The sequence below is a fragment of the Amycolatopsis rubida genome, assembly GCF_900115345.1.
GTDB lineage: Bacteria > Actinomycetota > Actinomycetes > Mycobacteriales > Pseudonocardiaceae > Amycolatopsis > Amycolatopsis rubida.
Genome location: NZ_FOWC01000004.1, coordinates 34,413 through 52,735 on the forward strand (window position 1 = coordinate 34,413; position 18,323 = coordinate 52,735).

Here is an 18,323-nt window from a genome sequence, read left to right on the forward strand (position 1 = left end):
GCAAGTTCTTGTCTGCGGGCAGGGCTCTCGTTAGCGTACTGACCAGTAACGAAACCGCACGGTAACCCCGCCGACTTTTCCGGACCGGTCCGATCCACCATTCGGACCAGCACCGGAACGGACGTTCGGCGGGCATTCCGCCGTGCCCGGAAATTGCTGGGAGGTCGGGCGATGGCGTTTCCCGGCGCCGCGGCGCTGCACCAGACCGGCCGGCTTTACGCGCTGGGGCTCGACGTCGTCCGGCTGACGTTCCGCCGTCCGTTCCAGTTCCGTGAACTCGTGCAGCAGTTCTGGTTCATCGCGAGCGTGTCGATCCTGCCGACCGCGCTGGTCTCGATCCCGTTCGGCGCGGTGATCGCGCTGCACATCGGGTCGCTGACCACGCAGATCGGCGCGCAGTCGTTCACCGGCGCGGCGAGCGTGCTCGCGATCATCCAGCAGGCCAGCCCGATCGTGACCGCGCTGCTGATCGCGGGCGCGGGCGGCAGCGCGATGTGCGCCGATCTCGGTTCGCGCACCATCCGCGAGGAGATCGACGCGATGGAGGTGCTGGGGGTTTCGCCGATCCAGCGGCTGATCGTGCCGCGGGTGCTGGCCGCGATGGGCGTGGCGGTGTTCCTCAACGGCATGGTCAGCGTGGTCGGCGTCCTCGGCGGCTACTTCTTCAACGTGATCATGCAGGGCGGCACCCCGGGTGCGTACCTGGCGAGTTTCTCCGCGCTGGCGCAGCTGCCGGACCTGTGGATCAGCGAGATCAAGGCATTGCTGTTCGGATTCGTCGCCGCGGTCGTCGCGTCGTATCGCGGCCTGAACCCGCGCGGCGGGCCGAAGGGCGTCGGCGACGCGGTGAACCAGTCCGTCGTGATCACGTTCCTGCTGCTGTTCGTGCTGAACCTGGTCCTCACCACGGTCTACCTCCAGCTCGTGCCGCCGAAGGGAAGCTGATGGCCACCCCGACTCCGACGCGCGTGCTTGAGGCCGTCGACCGCAGGCTGGGCTTCCTCGACACTCTCGGCGACCAGATCCTGTTCTTCCTGCGCGCGCTCGGCTGGGTGCCGCGCGCCGTACGCCGGTACCTGCGCGAGATCGTCCGCCTGCTGGCCGAGGTGAGCTTCGGCAGCGGCGCGCTGGCGGTGATCGGCGGGACCATCGGCGTGATGGTCGGGATGACGGTCGCGACCGGGACTGTCGTGGGGCTGCAAGGGTATTCGGCGCTGAACCAGGTGGGGACGTCGGCGTTCGCCGGGTTCATTTCCGCGTACTTCAACACGCGTGAGATCGCGCCGCTCGTGGCCGGGCTGGCATTGTCGGCGACGGTCGGCTGCGGGTTCACCGCGCAACTGGGCGCGATGCGGATCTCGGAGGAGATCGACGCGCTCGAGGTGATGGGCATCCCGAGCGTGCCGTATCTGGTGACCACGCGGGTGATCGCCGGGTTCATCGCGGTGATCCCGCTGTACGCCGTGGGCCTGTTGTCGTCGTATCTCGCGTCGCGGCAGGTCACGGTGTGGGGCTTCGGGCAATCGGCCGGCACCTACGACCATTACTTCCTGCTGTTCCTGCCGCCTGGCGACGTGCTGTGGTCGTTCGGGAAGGTGCTGATCTTCAGCGTCGTCGTGGTGCTCGCGCATTGCTACTACGGCTTCCGCGCGAGCGGCGGACCGGCTGGTGTCGGTGTCGCGGTGGGCCGGGCGGTGCGGACGGCGATCGTCGCGATCAGCGTGCTGGACTTCTTCCTCAGCCTCGCGATCTGGGGTGCCACCACGACCGTGCAGGTGGCCGGATGAAGCGGCGCTGGCACAAGACCGGAGTCCGCACCGCCGGGGTGCTGTTCCTGGCGGCGCTGTCGGCGTTCGTGCTGCTCACGGTGAAGATCTACAACAAGGACTTCATCACCACAGTCCCGGTGACGCTGCAGGCCGACCGAGTCGGCAACCAGCTGCGCACGGGTGGGCAGGTGAAGGCGCGCGGCGTCGTGGTCGGCGAGATCCGGGGCGTGCGCGCGATCCGCGGCGGCGCGGAGATCTCGCTGGCGCTGGAGCCGGAGCAGGTGAAATGGCTGCCGGTCAACGTGTCCGCGTTGCTGGTGCCCAAGACCCTGTTCGGCGAACGGTACGTCCAGCTGTCCATTCCGGACACCGGCCGGAAGCGCCCCTTGCGGGCCGGAGACGTGATCTCGCAGGACCGGTCGGCGAACGCGATCGAGCTGGAGCGCGTCTTCGACAACCTGCTCCCGGTGCTGAAGGCCGTGCAGCCGCAGAAGCTGTCCACCACGCTGACCGCGGTTTCCACGGCACTGCAAGGCCGCGGCGCACAGCTGGGCCAGACGCTGGCGACCGCCTCGGACTACCTGCGGCGGTTCAACCCGAACCTGCCGCAGCTGGACCAAAACGTGCGCGACCTCGCCACCGTCACCCAGATGTACGGCGACATCGCACCCGATCTGCTCGACGCGCTCACCGATTCGTCGGTCACCCTCGGCACGATCAACGCCAAGCGAACCGACCTCGGCTCGCTCTATCAGCAGGTCACCACGTCGTCGCGGGACCTGACGACGTTCCTGCGGCAGAACCGGCACAACATCATCGCGTTGTCCGCGGACAGCCGCCGTCCGCTCGAAATCGGCGCTAAGTACTCCCCCAGCTTCCCTTGCACTCTACAGGCGCTCACCGACTTAAAACCGTCGATGGACAAGGTCCTCGGCGCGGGAACGAAGGAACCCGGGCTGCACGTCGAGGTCACCGTGTCCACGTCGCGCGGGAAGTACGTCCCGGGCAAGGACGATCCGGCCTACACCGGGAAAACCGGCCCGCGCTGCTACCCAAGCGGGGTGACACCGGCCGCGGGCACTCCGGCGAGCGTGCCGTCGACCGGCGACCTCGGCATCGCGAATTCCCCGCAGGAGCAGCAGTTCCTGGCCCCGCTGCTCGCGCCTTCGCTGGGCGTTTCGACCGCTGACGTGCCGATGTGGAGCAGCGTGCTCGTCGGCCCGCTGTACCGCGGAACGGAGGTGACGGCGAAGTGAGAAACCTTGCCGATCCCCTGGTCAAAAGCCTGATCTTCATCCTGGTCACCGTCCTCGCGACAGTCGTTCTCGCCTTGTCGATCACCGGCGGCTCGGTCGGCGGAAGCCAGCGGTACGGGGCCACGTTCGTCGACGCCACCGCGGTGAACGTCGGCGATGACGTGCGGATTTCCGGGGTGAAGGTCGGGCAGATCGAAGGCCTCGACGTCGTCGGCCAGAACCGCGCGCATGTCAGCTTCTCGCTGGAGAACGGCCGCACGGTACCCGCCAACGTGACCGCGGTGATCAAGTACCGCAACATGGTCGGCCAGCGCTATCTCGCACTGGAACGCCCTCGCAACGCTGCCGGGGTGCTGCCGTCCGGCGGCGAAATCCCACTGGACCGCACGACTCCGGCGCTCGACCTGACCGACCTGTTCAACGGATTCAAACCGCTCTTCCAGGCGCTCTCGCCCCAGGACGTCAACGACCTGTCCGGCGAGATCGTCCAAGTGCTGCAAGGAGAAGGCGGCACGGTGACCGAACTGCTCCAGCACACCGGATCGCTCACCAGCACGCTCGCCAGCCGCGACCAGGTCATCGGCGAGGTGATCGGCAATCTGAACTCGGTGCTGAAAACCGTGAACGGCAAGGGAGATTCGCTCGCGACGCTGGTGTCGACCCTGCGTCAGCTCGTGTCCGGGCTCGCCGGGGACCGCACGGCGATCGGCGACGCGGTGTCCGGCCTGGCCGAGCTGACGCAGTCCACGAGCGGGCTGCTCACCGAGATCCGGCCAGGGCTGAAGGACAGCATCTCCGGTCTCGACGCGCTGACCCGGAACCTGAACAAGGGGGAGGCCGACGTGGACAAGGCACTGACCACGCTGCCCAAGAAGATGAACGGCATCGGCACGCTCGGGTCGTACGGCTCGTGGATGAACTTCTACCTGTGCGAAGCCGTCCTGGAGACGTCTCCGCCGCGCGGCGTGGCGGAGACCGCGGCGAGGTGTGGCGCGTGAAGTCGTTCCGGGAGCGCAATCCGCTCGTGCTGGGGATCGTCGGCAGCGTCGCGCTGGCCGCGGTGCTCACCGGCACGCTGAACTACAACCGCCTGCCCTTCCTCGGCGGTACCACCTACCAGGCCGAGTTCACCGAGGCCGCCGGGCTGCAGGCGGACGACGAGGTGCGGATCGCCGGGATCAAGGTCGGCGAAGTGTCCCAAGTGGACCTGGACGACGATCACGTGCTGGTCAGCTTCCGGGTCAAGAACGCCTGGATCGGCGACCGGACGTCGGCGCAGATCAAGATCAAAACGTTGCTGGGCCGCAAGTTCCTTGCCCTCGACCCGGCCGGGCGGGCGGAGCAGAACCCGGACCGGCCGATCCCGCGCGACCGCACGGTGACCCCGTACGACGTGACCGACGCGTTCAACGGCCTCGCCGACACCGCGGGCGCGATCGACACGAAGCAGCTCGCGACCAGCTTCTCCACGATCAGCGACACCTTCCGCAACTCGCCGCAGCACGTCCGCACCGCACTGGACGGGCTCAGCGCGCTGTCGAAAACGGTCTCCTCGCGCGACAACGAGATCGCCGAACTGCTGGCCAACGCACGCAAGCTGACCACCACGATCGCCAACTCGAACGACGACTTCGAGAAACTCGTCAAGGACGGCGACCTGCTGCTCACCGAACTGGACCACCGCCGCGACGCGATCCACCAGCTGCTCGTCGGAACCCAGCAGCTCGCCAAGCAGCTGTCCGGGCTCGTTTCGGACCACACCGCGCAGCTCGCTCCGGCGTTGCAGCAGCTCAACCGCGTGACCGACCTCCTCCAACGGCAGGACGAGAACCTCGCGCAAAGCCTCAAACTCGCCGGACCGTACTTCCGCGTGCTGAACAACACCGCGGGCAACGGCCGCTGGATCGACAGCTACCTGTGCGGCCTTCTCCCGGAGAACCGCGATCCGTGCACCCCGCCGAAGGGAGGCGCGAAATGACCACGCGCGCATCCCGTTTCGTCGTCTTCCTGCTGGTGATGGCCTTGGTGATCTGCGGCGTCCTGTGGTGGGTGTTCTCCGGCTCCGGCCGATACCGCGTCACGGCGTACTTTCCGCGAGCCGTCGGCGTCTACAGCGGATCCGACGTCCGGGTGCTCGGAGTGAAGGTCGGCGAGGTCACCGCGGTCCTTCCGCAGGGCAGCCAGGTTCGGGTCGACTTATCGGTAGATCCGCACATTCCCGTCGCCGCCGACACCACCGCGCTGGTCATCGCCCCGAGCGTGGTCGCCGACCGCTACGTCCAACTGGGCAAACTCGCCCGCGGCGGCCCGCGGTTGGCCGACGGCGCGGTGATCGGCGCCGATCGCACGGGCACACCGGTGGAGCTGGACCAGCTGTATTCGAGCCTCGACACGCTGAGCAAAGCGCTCGGCCCGAACGGCGCGAACTCCACCGGCGCGCTGTCCGATCTCCTCCGCACCGGCGCGGCGAACCTGGACGGCAACGGCAAGGCGTTCAACACCTCCGTCCGCGACTTCGCCCGCCTCGCCCGCACACTGGCGGGCAACTCGCAGGACCTGTTCGGAACCGTCGACGAACTGCAGAAGTTCACCACCATGCTCGCCACGAACGACCGCCAGGTCGCGGACGTGAACCAGCAACTGGCCAAGGTGTCAGCCACGTTGGCGGCGAACCGCGGCGAACTGTCCGGCGCCTTGCGCTCGCTCGGCAGCGCGCTGGCTTCCGTCCAGGGCTTCATCCGGGACAACCGGGCCGCGATCAAGTCCAATGTGGACAAACTGGCCAAGACGACGCGGACGCTGGTCGACCAACGCGCGTCACTGGCCGAAACGCTGGACGTCGCGCCGCTGGCCGCGCAGAACGTGCTGAACGCGATCGATCCGGAAACCGGACGTCTGCAAGGCCGCGCTGACCTGCTGGACTACCTGCCGTTCCCGGCGACGGACGCGGCCGTGACGGGAGGCGGCCGATGAAGGCACGAAGACTTTTCCTCGCACTGGCGGTGAGCACGCTGGCCGGCTGCGCCGCACCCGGCGGCTTCCAGGGCGTCTACGACCTCCCGCTGCCCGGCGGCGCGGACCTCGGCGCGCATCCGTACGAGGTCACCGTCCAGTTCGCCGACGTCCTGGACCTGGTCCCGCAGGCCGCGGTCAAGGTGGACGACGTCCCCGTCGGTCGCGTCCAATCGATCCGCCTTGGCGCCGACGGCTGGACCGCCGAAACCGTCCTGGCGGTCAACGGCGACGTCCACCTGCCCGCGAACGCCGTCGCCCGGCTGCGCCAATCGTCGCTGCTGGGCGAGAAATTCGTGGAACTGGCCGCGCCGGTCGCGTCCCCCTCCGGACAGCTGGGCGACAAAGCCGTCATCCCGGTATCGCGAACCAACCGCAACCCGGAGTTCGAGGAGATCTTCGGCGCGCTGTCACTGCTGCTCAACGGCGGTGGAATCGGTCAGCTGCAAACGATCAACCGCGAACTGACGAAGGCGATGGACGGCAACGAGGAGGAGATCCGCAGCTTCCTCTCCGGGGTCAACCAGCTGATGACGAACCTCGACGCGCACCGCCGCGACATCACCGCCGCGCTGGACGGCCTCAACCACCTGTCGGCGTCGCTGGCCGACCGGAACCAGCAGATCGCCGACGCCCTCACCGACCTGACCCCAGGGTTGAAAACCCTCACCGACCAGCGACCGCAGCTGGTGACGATGCTGCAATCGCTGGACCAACTGTCCACAGTGGCCACCGAGGTCACGAACAAGAGCCGCGACGACCTGGCCGCCGACCTGCGCGCACTCGCTCCCATCCTGCGCCGCCTGGCCGATGCGGGTCAGAACCTGCCGAAGGCGTTGGAAATCCTGCCCTCGTTCCCCTTCACCGACCCCGTCCTGGACGCGATCAAGGGCGATTACCTCAACGTCTACGCCACGGTCACTCCCGGTGCCGGCGTCCCGCTGCCTCCGCCGGGCCAAGGCGTCCCGCCCGGTCTTCCGACGCTGCCTCCCCCTTCAGGGGGCCGCTGATGCTCACCAGACGGATCCGGATCCAGGTCATCGCCTTCGTGGTCGTCGCACTGGCCGCGACCTCGTTCGTCGGCGCGAAATACGCCGGAATCGCACGCCTCTTCGGTGCCGGAACCTACACCGTGCACCTCGAACTTTCCGAAGGCGGCGGCATCTTCACCAACGGAGAGGTCACCTACCGAGGCGTGGCGGTCGGCCGGATCGGCCAGCTGCGCCTGACCGAACACGGCATGGAAGCGGATCTGCTGCTGGACAGCTCCGCCCCGCAGATCCCATCGAAGGCCCGTGCGGTCGTCGCGAACCGCTCCGCCGTCGGCGAGCAATACGTCGACCTGCAACCGGCCACCGACCAGGGCCCCTACCTTGAGGACGGCAGCGTAATCCCGCGCAGCTCCACCACCCTGCCGCTCCCCGTGCAAACCTTCCTCTCCGATGTGGACTCGCTGACCGCCTCGGTGCCGACCGAGGACCTGCGCACCGTGGTCAACGAACTGGACAACGCTTTGCAAGGCAGCGGGCCAGACCTGCAACTGCTGATGGACACCGCAAGGTCGTTCACCAATTCCGCCTCCGCCCACCTGCCCCAAACAACAAAACTCATCGACGACGGCTCGACAGTCCTGAAAACGCAAGCCGCGTCCTCGACCGCGTGGCGCGACTTCAGCCGAAACGCCCACCTGTTCGCCGCTCAGCTGGCCTCCTCGGACGGTGACCTGCGCCAGCTGATCGCCACCGCCCCGCCGGCCGCTTCCCAGGTGACGGGCTTGCTGCGCGACAACAGCCCCGGACTGCCGATCCTGATGGCCAACCTCTTGACGACAGCCGACGTCTTCAGCGCCCGAACCGACGGCCTGGAGCAACTGCTGGTGACGTTGCCGAAAACCGTAGCCGCGACGTCGTCAGCCATCACCCCCGACAGCGGGCGGCTGTCACTGGCCTTGACGTTCTTCGACCCGCCGCCGTGCCGGAAAGGGTACGAAAGCACGAAGATCCGCAGCAGCGCCGAGCTGCCGGTGCTCCCGTTCAACACCTCCGCAGCCTGCACCCTGCCCGCCGGCGACCCCTCCTCGGTGCGCGGCTCCCAACACGCTCCGCACCCCGGGGTCCCGGAGCCCGCCCAACCAGGCGGCCTCCCCGGGGCGGCTGCCGGACTTCCGACGTCGACCAATCTGGAGGAGATGCTGTGGCTACGCCGGGGAAACTGACGGTCTCACCGGACGAAGCTCCCTCCGGTGACAACGCGTCGCTGCCTGACGCGGCGTCTTCACACGTCGCCGACGACTCCGCGACCGAACCTGACGCTTCCCGTCCCGCCAGCGACCCCGCCGCATTCCGCCCCGAGGTTCCCGCCACCGAGGCCGCTGCATCCCGCCCCGAGGTTCCCGCCACCGAGGCCGCTGCATCCCGCCCCGAGGTACCCGCCAGCAACCCCGCCGCATCCCGCCCCGAGGTTCCCGCCGCCGAGGCCGCTGCATCCCACCCCGAGGTACCCGCCAGCAACCCCGCCGCATCCCGCCCCGAGGTTCCCGCCAGCAACCCCGCTACATCCCGCCCCGAGGTTCCCGCCGCCGAGGCCGCTGCTCCATCCGATCCTTCCCCTGCCGCTCCCTCCACTGCGTCCCCGAACACCGCCAAATCCCACCGCAGGTGGGCGTGGGCCGCCGGAATCGCCCTGACCGCAGCCGCCACTTTCGCCGCCTGGTCAGCCTGGTCATGGCACGACGCCGCGACCGCCCCCGCCTCAACCGCAGGCGCGACCAGAGACGAGGCCGTCACCTCCGGCCGCACTCTGATCACCACAGTCACCACCTTCGACCCCCACCACCGCGACCAAGCCCTAGCCCACTGGCAATCCGCGACGACCGGCGCCCTTCAGACGTCCCTGCCCAGCAACGTCCCGTCCGACGGATCCGCCACCGCAGGCCGCGTCCTCGACGCCGGGCTTTCTGATCTAGACGCCGAAGCAGGCACCGCGAAACTCCTGGCCTCCGTGGAGATCACGGTCACCAAGGACGGCGCCGCCCAGCCCATCCGCCGCACACGCCTAGCAGCGGCGATGACCCGCACGGCCTCCGGCTGGAAGCTCAGCTCGCTGGAGCAGCTGGGGGTGGCGGGATCATGAAGTTCACTCAGCGCTGGTCGAAGTCACGCACCGAGCCGCTCGATTCCGTACTCAGCGATGCACCCGCCGCAGCCGGTCTCTCCGAGGTCTCCGCCTCCGCCAAGCGAACCACCACGACGGAAGCCGCCCAGCCAGCCACCACAACCGCTCAACCAGCCGACCCATCACCCCTCGGCTCAAGCACTCAGCAGATCACGACAACCTCCGACTCCCAGCCAGCCCAACCCACCATCTCGACATCCGAAGACACCGGACCCGCCACCGCCAATTCAGGCTCCGACCCCGAGCCAGCCCAACCCACCGTCTCCACATCCAAAGACGCCCGACCCGCCACCGCCAATTCAGGCTCCGACTCCCAGCCAGCCCAACCCACCGTCTCCACATCCAAAGACGCCCGACCCGCCACCGCCAATTCAGGCTCCGACCCCGAGCCAGCCCAACCCATCGTCTCCACATCCGAAGACACCCGCCCCGCCACCGCCGATCCCGCTGGCACCGCCCAAACTCCCATCCTCTCCACGTCCCGCCTCCCCGCTCTCCTCTTCGCCCTGACCATCCTCCTCACCGCCGCCGGCGTCTGGTGCACCATCGAGGCCCGCTCGACCAGCGCGTCCGCCGCCGCCTCGAACCACGCGCTGACCGATCAGCCGGCCACCGCCGAGGTCACGTCCGCCATCAGCCTCACCCTCAACAAGATCTTCTCCTACACCTACGACAAAACCGACGTCACCGAGAACGCCGCCGCCACCCTGCTCCGCGGCCACGCCCGCGATTCCTACGAAAAGCTCTTCGCCCAAGTCCGCACGATGGCCCCAAGCCAGCGCCTGACCCTCACCTCGCGCGTCTCCGCCACCTCCGTCCAGCAACTCACGAACGATCACGCACAGTTGCTCGTTTTCCTCGACCAGTCCGCCGCTAGGGGGAATTCCACCACTCCGGAGACAGCCGCGGCACAACTGGCCGTCACCGCTGATCGAATTGACGGAAACTGGTTCATAACCGATCTTGCTCCCCGATGAAATTCTGTTTCCTCACCGCCGAAGGAGTACCGTCATGCCCATTTCCCGGATCGCCCGAACCGGCGTGCTCGCAGCGGCCGCCGCGACCGCGGTCAGCCTCGCCTCCGCTGTGCCCGCGGCAGCGACTGAAATCCCCATTCCGATCTCTTACTCGGTAACGGGCAGCACGGTCGTGAAGAAGACCGGCAGCACTCTCGACCTCGGCCCCGGAAGTCTCGCCGGAAATCTCCTGGTCGACGATCAAACCGGGGCCGTCGGCCTCAACGCCAATCTGCAATTGCCGCCGGCCACCGCGCACATTTCGCTGCTCGCGGGCGGATTCAAGATCAAGGCGAAGGTCACCGTCACCCCGACCGCACCCGCGACCGGCACCCTCGCGAACGGCACGCTCACCACCCACGAAACCGCGAACATGGAGATCAGCGACATCTGGGCGGGTCCGATCGTGCCAGTCTTCCCGGTGCCGACCGTGCCCGGCAGCTGCACGACCGTCAAGCCGATCGACCTGACCCTGACCGCGGCGAACGTCGACATCACCCAGCCGATCACACTCGCCGGAAATTACGCCATCCCGGACTTCAAGAACTGCTTCATCGCCGACCTCGCACTCGGCGCACTGGTGTCCGGACCGGACAACACGATCTCGCTTACCCTGACCGCCAAGAACTGATCCACAATGCGAAAACGGGGTGCCGGAAACTGTTCAGGCACCCCGTTTTCGCATGCCTGAGCTTCATCGAATTAGCACCCTCACACGAAACGCCGATACGGTTTACGCGGCCGACGACAAAAGAATCGGTCCAGTCGCCGTCTCGCTAACCAGGAGCAGACCGGGGTTGTTGCCGACTGAACTCACGGGTAACCTTGGGCTCGCGGCCGGTATTGCTCACCGAGCCGATCCCCGTTCCCGAAAACCTGGTCCGGAACGGAATCCGCGGAAACCTCCGTCCCCACTGCGCAGGATCGCCGCGAGAACTGCAGTCCGATCTAAGGAGAATGGTATGCCCCGGCTCAGCAAACTGTCCACGGGCGTGGTGACCGGCGTCGCGGTAGGCGCGATCGCGGTCCTCACCGCAGGCACGGCCTCGGCCGCCACCGCGACCTACCAGGCCGGCCCCGCGAACTACAGCTGCACGTTCCCGGCCATCCCGCCGCAGAACGTGGCGGTCACCGCGCAGTTCGACGGCCCGGACACGATCCCCGTCAACGGCACCACGACACCGGCCAACGTTTCCGGCACCGCGACCATCACCGCGCTGGTCCACGCGCTGCTCACCGCTGCGGGATACGACGGAATCCGCGGTACCGCCGACGTCCCGATCACCGTCGACAACGGCTCCCTCTCTCCGTCGGACGCCTCCGGCCTGCAGATCCCGGAACAGATTTACCCGGCGGGCGGCGCGATCACGGTGAACATCGCGCAGACGTCGACGTCGTCCATCCCGACCTACACCGCACCGAGCAGCGCCGGCACGGTGACGTTCGGTCTCGACACGACGCTCTCCGCCCAGCTCGAGTTCCACAAGCCGTCGGACGACAGCTGGACCCCGTGGACCATGACCTGCACCGCACCGTCGGGCACCAGCTTCAGCCCGTCGGGCACCATTTCCTGACCCTGACTGACGGAGGGGCGGTCGAATGCCGCCCCTCCGTTGTCGTTTCCGGGATCGGAACGGCCGCGGAGTTCTCACCGTCAGCACCCGGCCAAGCGGCAAGCAGTGCGTATTCGGCTTTGCGAGACGCAGGCATCAGCGTCCGGCCCAGCATCTCTCGGTCCAGACAGCCGGAAGTCAGCGCCCCGAACCAGCTCCGGCCCGGTACCGACGACCTGATTCCCCGCCCAGCGACAGAGAACCGGGCCTCAGTTCGATGCGGCCGGATCGGCAGCTGCCGATCCTTTTCAATGCCCACAAACCGAACCAGGCAAGCGTCACGGTCAACGCTCGCGAACCGTCACCCGGCTTCAGCAGCCGAAGCGCTCACGCACAGGCCGCCCGGCGAACGATGCGGCCATGCCGAAGTTCGCTCGCGGACAAGAAACCGGCGTCACAGGAGAACCTCAACACCCACGGCCCCGGTTCAACACCTCCGGGAATCACCCCCGACAGACGCCGGGCAGCCAACCCTTCCGCCCCAGGAACCGGCGTCAGTGCTGGCAGGGCACCGACCGGTCCGTGATCACCAGGTTGAACTCGTAGCCCGCCGACGCATCGGTGACCGGTCCGCACACCGGCGGCTTCGGCACCGTCGCCTGGCTGTAGGTGTTGTTGCCCCAAGCGACCAGCGACCCGTCCGCCTTGACCGCCAGGTTGTGGTTCCATCCCGCGTCGATGGCCACGACCCCGCTCTTGGCCGCCGCGGGCACCTCGGTCTGGCCGTCGTTGTCGTGCCCCCAGGCGAGCACTCCGCCGTCTTTCAGCGCGAGGCCGTGCTCATACCCGGCCGAAATCGCCGTCACCCCGGACTGCGCCGCCGCGGGCACCGTCGTCTGGCCGTAGGTGTTGCTGCCCCAAGCGAGCACGGTGCCGTTCTTCAGCACCAAGTTGTAGTCCCCGCCCGCCGAGATCGCGCTGACGCCGGACTGCGCGAAGTCCGGAACGTCTGCCCGGCTGCCCCAGCTCACCACCTGGCCGTTCGACAGCAACGCGAGATTGTGCACCGCGCTGGTCGCGATCGCCGTGACCCCGCTGGACACCGATGCCGGAAGTTCCGTTTGGCCGTACCAATCGTTTCCCCACGCGTACACCCTGCCGTTCTTGAGGCCAAGGCCATGGGTCCAGCCGGCGGCGATCTGGGCGGTACCGGACGAGAGATCCGCAGGCACCTCGCTTTCGCCGAAGTTGTTGTCGCCCCACGCGAGCACGGCACCGTCCTTGAGCGCCAGCCCGAACAATCCTCCGGCCGAAACCACGGAGAGACCCGAAGTGAGAGCCGGCGGCACTGGCGACGGCATGCCCCGGGTCCCCCACTCGTAAAGGCCTCCCGCCGCCGTCAGCTGCGGCACGCTCGCCGCACCAGCCGCACTTCCCGCTTCTCTCAGCAGATCCCCTGTCCTCGGCGGCAGCGAATTCACCGCGACGGCCGGACCGCTCGACGCGACCCCAGCCCCCACCACGACGACCGCGCCGACCGCCGCCGCGACCTTGCCCCATCGCCGGTGTCCGGCCGCCATCGCAGCTCCCTCCTCCGAAGGTCCTGCAGCGATGTTCCCAGCTCGGCGGCCGCTGCGGCGAAGGCGCGGATTCTTTGTCAGAATCCGATGAAAAACCATCTCCGAACTAGCTCTCGAACATAAGAAAACCCTTTTGTGCCAAACGAAATTCGCTGGCTCTCGCCAATGCTTGCGCACCGGTGAAACCCACCGGTAACTTCGCTCGGAACCCATTTTCCGGACCGCCGGGCGAGGAGGCGCACGATGCCGCGATCACGCGGACGCTCCGCCCGCCGCCGTCCGGCTTTCGCCGCCCTCGCAATCCTCGGTGCCCTCTCGATCGGCACTGGTGCGCTCACCGGCGTCAGCTCCGCCTCGACCGAGACGCCCACCCCCACCGCTCCGCCTCCGCTGTCAGCCGGCGAACGGCAGGTCAGCAAGGACGTCGTCCTCGACTGTCCGTTCGCGGCCCCCGCCGGCCCCCAGCAGATCACCCTTACCGCCTCCGCGACCGTACCCGCGACGGTGCAGGTCGGGTCCGGACTGAAATTCCGCTCCCTGACGGCGTCTTTCGCGCTTCCCCGTGCCGTCGCTGACCAACTCGCGCCAGCCCCCGCGGACAGCATCCGCGGCGGGCTGACCCTCGACCTGACCGCGCGGCAAGGCAGCAAGAGCACCGCCATCCCGGTGCCGTTCACCATCGCCGAGACACCGTTGCCGCCAACCGGCGACGTCCGGCTCACCGCGACCGCGGACCTGCCGGAGCAGGCGATCACCGTGCCCGGCAAGGTCAGTTTCGACATCGGAGCCCCGGCCATCGCCGTGAAACCGGCTGCCGACGGCGCTGCCGGGCCCGCCCCGGTCGCCTGCACCCTTCTCCCGGACCAGACCACCACCCTGGCGTCGGTCATCGCCACCGGGGCGCCCACTGCCGTCCCGAGGCCGGACAAGCCGGACACTCCCCCGGCACCGCCGCCGCCCGCGGCCCGCCCCGACGCGGTCTCGCCGAAGGCCGACCCCGACTTCCCGCTGATCACCCCGCTCAACTACATCCAGGTCGCGGCGACTTCATCGGTCTACCGGCTGGGCGCGACCGTCGCGAGTTCCCCGACCGGGGTGCTCAACGGAACCTGGACGATCATGCTGGTCCCCCCGGACTACGTTCAGCACGACCCGAGCACGATCAGCGGAACCGTTGGCTTCCGCCCGACCGCCGCGACTTTTCTCGGCTTCGGCTTCGTGCCGGTGACCGCGACCGTCGAGTTCCTGCCCGTCGACTACCACCACACCAAGCTGATCGAGTTCAACGGCAAGCTCGTCCTCACCGGCGATTTCCTGACTACGCACATCCAGGTCATGGCCCGGATGAGCAACGCGAAAGTCAACGGCGTGCCGCTAGACCTCGGCCCGGACTGCGTCACCGCCAAGCCGATCTCCCTCAACCTGTCCGGCAAGTACAAGGCCACGACGGGCGGCATCCTCAGCACGGACCCGAATTCGCCCGACCCCGACTACCGCGGTTTCGCCTTGCCGCCGTTCGTCCATTGCGGCACCGCTGAACCGCTCAGCCCGTTGCTCACCGGCATGGCCTCCACCACGACGAACGTCAACCAGGCCAAGGTCGTCAACGTCAACTTCGCCGAATGCGCCTCGACCAAGTACCCGGACCACACGAAGTGCCCGCCGATCCCGGACACGCCGTTTCCCCAGTGAATGCGACCACCGCGCCAGTTCAGCCCCTGGCAGCAGCTGGCGACGGACCATCACCGGCGGACGAGCTTCGCCCCGCCCTGTCACGCTGCGGTCTCCGACCTGGCCCACAAACCCGGCCCCGCCCGCGGTCGATGCGACACCTTTGTCAGTCATCTCCTGCACCGCCCCCGCAACCTCAGGAAGCGTCTCGTTTTCCATCAGCAAGAGCGACACTAAATATTCCAGCCTTACCCTTGGCTTTAGAAAGTCATCACAAAGAGTTCGGCTGGCGACCTCTTGTCGTCTAGTGCAATTCGTCGAGCGAAGTACCCGGCTTTTCTCCGAACATGACCGTCTCATAACGCCGGGAAGGGGCGCGGGACGGCCGGCACCCAGGAGGTGTCGACCACCTTGCGCGCAAACACGCGCTGGCATTCGTTGCGCGCAGGTCTAACCCCCGACGGACCACGACCTTCTGCCGCTCAGCGGCGACTTCGCGAATCCTCGAGCGAAGTCGGTCTACGGCTGGCGGGCACCATGTTCGCCGCGTTGAGAGGAGGCGGCCAAGACTGTCCCGAACGTGGCCGGTCGTCCGCGGCCGCACGCAAGACCAGTTCCATTTCGAACCGCGCGGCCGGATCGCGCAGCAGTTCGCCGAATGTCGCCTGCAATTGGCGCATGCGGTACCGCACCGTCTGCGGATGGACTTGCAGTCGCTCGGCGATTTCGACCACGTTCCCCTGGCTGTCGAGCCAGGCGCGCAGCGTTTCGAGCAGGCGATCCTGCTGCTTGTCGGTCATGTCCGCCAAGGGGGCGAAAAGGCGGGTGCGGAGGAGTTCGGTGAGTGCGCCGTCCGAATGCACCAGCAAGGCAGCGAGATGTTCCTCCGCGCGGAGGACCCGCTCACCAGGGATTCGCCCCCGATCGGCGAGAACCAGTGTCCGACGTGCCCAGCGCAGGGAATCGGCGAGGCTGGCCAACGGGACACACGGCCCGACGGACAGCCGGCAGTTCGGCAGCGCTGCCTGAAGCGTCGCCAGCCGGGCACCATTGACCGCGCCGGGTACGACGATGCACGGCTCGGCGGAGTCCAGTTCCGCCAGGACGTCCGAGTCCAACGTCGCGTGCCGGCGGGCCCTGCCGTTCAGCGGCGATTGGACGGCAATCGGCGACGCCTGCTCCGGCACGGCCCAACCGGTCAACTGGGCCAGCTCCGCGATCGCCTTCGGCGGAGCGGCGGGGACCTCCAGCAGGACGCCGAGCAGCCGTCGCCGCCAAGTGTCCAATGCGCCGGCGGTGCGGGCTTTCGCCTCTAAATAGCCATCCAGCGCGACCGACGCCAATTCGTCCATGAACGCCAACATCGCATCGGCCAGCTGCGACATCACCGCCGACGAAAGGCCAGCTCGCCGTCCGACGCGCATGATCCGGCGCCACGACACGCGCGCGCCGACCCGGTAGGCCGACTGCAGAGTGTCGAGGCTCCGCCCTTCCCGCATCTCGTTCTGCCCGAGCCGATGGTGCACCTCGTGCGACTGTTCCTTCGACGCCCGCGGATCGGCGATCTGCGCGACGAACAGCGTGATCGCATACTCGACGCCCGCGCGGATCGATCTCCCGTACGGGCCGTCGAGCGGCCGCGCATAGGCGGGAATCGTCGCGCGGATTTCGTCGACGATCTCGGCGGACAGGCTCGCCAGCTCGGGCCGCAGGATCTCGGCGAGTTTGCGCGGCAGCGCAACCGACGGCACAGCGTGATCGAGTCCGCGCTCCACCGACATCGCAGCTCCTTCGCTCCGCCCCGGCTCCCCGGCCGCGCCGCAGCGCCGCCGGATGCCCCCGCAACCGTTGAGGGGTGACACCCGACACATCGAAAAAGCAACGCCAAACGTGTCACCGCTCGCCGAAGAAACCGATTTCTTGTCACGTTTGTGACAAGTTCACGAGGTCAGCGGGGCACATAGCGACAACACACCACCAGGCGCGCCATCCCGTGCGTACAAACGGGCGAACCCGGGCGCCTGCCTTCAGCGGCGACGCAGCGGGCAGCGAAAGCGACCACAAAGCGTCACCCGGCAGGCCACGCGGCCCTCTTGTAGCATGTGCTTGATACAAGAGGGAGGGATCCACGATGCAACTCGACTCGGCTCTCGCCGTCGCGGGCATTACCGGCCTGTTCGGGCTGATCATCCTCGTCGTGTTGTGGCCAGGCGAGAAACAAGGCGCGCGGCTGCTCGCGAAATGGGGCGTGCGGAACCCGACCGCCGACCAGGTGCCGGTGGCCGTGCGCTATCTGCGCCGTCGGCGATTCTGGTATCCGTGGCTGTTCCTCGGCCTGCCCCTCATCCCGGGCGCGACGAATCTCGTCGGAGAACGGACCGCGAACTCGCTGGTGTTCGTGGTGCTGCTCGGCGGGCTCGCCGCCGAAATCCTCGCTCAGCGTCCCTCGCGGGAACCCCGCAGGGAAGCCGTGCTGGCACCCCGCGGCGTGCTCGATTTCGCTCCGTTGTGGACGATCATCGTCTCCGGGCTGGCTACTCTCGCCGCTCTCGTGCATCTCGCCGTTTTGCGGCAATGGGGCCCGCTGGCGGTGACTGTCGGCGCGGCGGCGGTGTCGTGGATCATCGTGCTCCTCGCGGTGCGGCGTCCGGCCGCCGGCGACCCGGAAGTCGACCAGGCACTGCGCGTGCGCAGCGCTCGCGTCGCTCTCGGGCTCGGCACCGGAACGGCTGCCACGCTCGGCTGGACGGTCGGCGACTTCACCTCGTTCCTCGCGTTCGTGGTCACCGTCGCCGCGTTTCTCGCGATCGTCGGCCCGCCGCCGAAACAGCGCGCGAAGATCACGGCAGCGCGGTAGATGCCGCTGCGAGTTGTGGTCGACGCCGGAAACGGGGTTCCGCCCTGGCGCCAGGTGCACGACCAGATAGTCCGCGCGATCACGACCGGCTCCCTCGCCCGGGATGCCCGTCTGCCGCCGATCCGTCAGCTTTCGAGGGACCTCGGGCTCGCCTCCGGGACCGTCGCCCGCGTGTACCGCGAGCTCGAGGCCACCGGCTGGGTCACCACCGCACGAGCACGCGGAACCGTCGTGACCGGCCCGGTCGAGCGACCGGATCCGGGCGCGACGCTTCGCAACGCGGCCGCCGAATACGCCCGGTACAGCCGGGAACTCGGGGTCGCGCCGGACGAAGCCGTCGACGCCGTGCGCGTGGCATTGGCGAGCCTGGACGCACCGTGGCAGTGAATCCGGGGGATCGTCCGGCCGGCGCGGTTTTCGCCGTTCGGTGAACCG

General features: G+C 68.0%; 17 protein-coding genes. 15 read left to right on the forward strand and 2 right to left on the reverse strand.

Features of this window, described 5'->3' with window-relative positions; all coding sequences use genetic code 11:
- The first annotated feature begins 171 nt into the window (after positions 1-171).
- The 12 genes from BM362_RS17820 to BM362_RS17875 all read left to right on the forward strand — a co-directional run bounded on the left by BM362_RS17820 (position 172) and on the right by BM362_RS17875 (position 11,801).
- Complete coding sequence (locus tag BM362_RS17820; protein ID WP_037811666.1) at positions 172-945, forward strand: MlaE family ABC transporter permease; 774 nt, start codon at positions 172-174, stop codon at positions 943-945.
- Positions 945-1,787 (forward strand): MlaE family ABC transporter permease, encoded by an 843-nt coding sequence (locus BM362_RS17825; RefSeq protein WP_067589468.1) that lies wholly within the window; start codon positions 945-947, stop codon positions 1,785-1,787. The genes BM362_RS17820 and BM362_RS17825 overlap by 1 nt, the downstream gene beginning before the upstream one ends.
- The gene (locus BM362_RS17830; RefSeq protein ID WP_093573903.1) at positions 1,784-3,025 is read left to right on the forward strand and encodes an MCE family protein; all 1,242 of its coding nucleotides are present in this window, start codon (positions 1,784-1,786) and stop codon (positions 3,023-3,025) included. The genes BM362_RS17825 and BM362_RS17830 overlap by 4 nt, the downstream gene beginning before the upstream one ends.
- Positions 3,022-4,023 (forward strand): MCE family protein, encoded by a 1,002-nt coding sequence (locus tag BM362_RS17835; RefSeq protein WP_067589474.1) that lies wholly within the window; start codon positions 3,022-3,024, stop codon positions 4,021-4,023. Before BM362_RS17830 ends, BM362_RS17835 begins: the two co-directional genes overlap by 4 nt.
- Positions 4,020-5,003 (forward strand): MCE family protein, encoded by a 984-nt coding sequence (locus tag BM362_RS17840; RefSeq protein ID WP_093574203.1) that lies wholly within the window; start codon positions 4,020-4,022, stop codon positions 5,001-5,003. The genes BM362_RS17835 and BM362_RS17840 overlap by 4 nt, the downstream gene beginning before the upstream one ends.
- Entirely contained in the window at positions 5,000-5,998 is a 999-nt protein-coding gene (locus tag BM362_RS17845; protein ID WP_093573904.1) for an MCE family protein, read from the forward strand. Before BM362_RS17840 ends, BM362_RS17845 begins: the two co-directional genes overlap by 4 nt.
- Complete coding sequence (locus BM362_RS17850; protein WP_067589480.1) at positions 5,995-7,047, forward strand: MCE family protein; 1,053 nt, start codon at positions 5,995-5,997, stop codon at positions 7,045-7,047. Before BM362_RS17845 ends, BM362_RS17850 begins: the two co-directional genes overlap by 4 nt.
- Entirely contained in the window at positions 7,047-8,252 is a 1,206-nt protein-coding gene (locus BM362_RS17855) for an MCE family protein (protein ID WP_067589483.1), read from the forward strand. The genes BM362_RS17850 and BM362_RS17855 overlap by 1 nt, the downstream gene beginning before the upstream one ends.
- Entirely contained in the window at positions 8,231-9,169 is a 939-nt protein-coding gene (locus BM362_RS49020) for a hypothetical protein (RefSeq protein WP_244287195.1), read from the forward strand. The genes BM362_RS17855 and BM362_RS49020 overlap by 22 nt, the downstream gene beginning before the upstream one ends.
- The gene (locus BM362_RS49025; RefSeq protein ID WP_244287196.1) at positions 9,166-10,188 is read left to right on the forward strand and encodes a hypothetical protein; all 1,023 of its coding nucleotides are present in this window, start codon (positions 9,166-9,168) and stop codon (positions 10,186-10,188) included. Before BM362_RS49020 ends, BM362_RS49025 begins: the two co-directional genes overlap by 4 nt.
- Before the next feature lie 34 nt (positions 10,189-10,222).
- Positions 10,223-10,858 carry a hypothetical protein gene (locus BM362_RS17870; RefSeq protein ID WP_093573905.1) on the forward strand — a complete coding sequence of 212 codons (636 nt, stop codon included), beginning with the start codon at positions 10,223-10,225 and terminating at the stop codon, positions 10,856-10,858.
- 331 nt (positions 10,859-11,189) lie between these two features.
- Entirely contained in the window at positions 11,190-11,801 is a 612-nt protein-coding gene (locus BM362_RS17875) for a DUF6801 domain-containing protein (protein ID WP_093573906.1), read from the forward strand.
- Positions 11,802-12,334: 533 nt separating this feature from the next.
- Here the strand turns inward: BM362_RS17875 and BM362_RS17880 are convergent.
- Complete coding sequence (locus BM362_RS17880; protein WP_093573907.1) at positions 12,335-13,360, reverse strand: RCC1 domain-containing protein; 1,026 nt, start codon at positions 13,358-13,360, stop codon at positions 12,335-12,337.
- A 243-nt stretch (positions 13,361-13,603) separates the two neighbouring features.
- Here BM362_RS17880 and BM362_RS17885 point away from each other — a divergent pair, with 243 nt between their 5' ends.
- A complete protein-coding gene (locus tag BM362_RS17885) occupies positions 13,604-15,052 on the forward strand; it encodes a DUF6801 domain-containing protein (RefSeq protein WP_093573908.1) in 1,449 nt (482 codons plus the stop codon).
- A gap of 461 nt (positions 15,053-15,513) precedes the next feature.
- Here the strand turns inward: BM362_RS17885 and BM362_RS17890 are convergent, their stop codons facing one another.
- Positions 15,514-16,812, reverse strand: a complete 1,299-nt coding sequence (locus BM362_RS17890; RefSeq protein ID WP_093573909.1) for a PucR family transcriptional regulator — start codon at positions 16,810-16,812, stop codon at positions 15,514-15,516.
- A gap of 350 nt (positions 16,813-17,162) precedes the next feature.
- On the opposite strand from BM362_RS17890, the gene BM362_RS17895 reads away from it, so the two are divergent.
- Both BM362_RS17895 and BM362_RS17900 read left to right on the forward strand, forming a co-directional pair.
- Positions 17,163-17,888: a hypothetical protein gene (locus tag BM362_RS17895; RefSeq protein WP_093573910.1), complete on the forward strand. Its 726-nt coding sequence runs from the start codon at positions 17,163-17,165 to the stop codon at positions 17,886-17,888.
- Positions 17,889-18,275, forward strand: coding sequence for a GntR family transcriptional regulator (locus tag BM362_RS17900; protein WP_093573911.1), 387 nt, complete (start codon positions 17,889-17,891; stop codon positions 18,273-18,275).
- Positions 18,276-18,323: the final 48 nt, after the last annotated feature.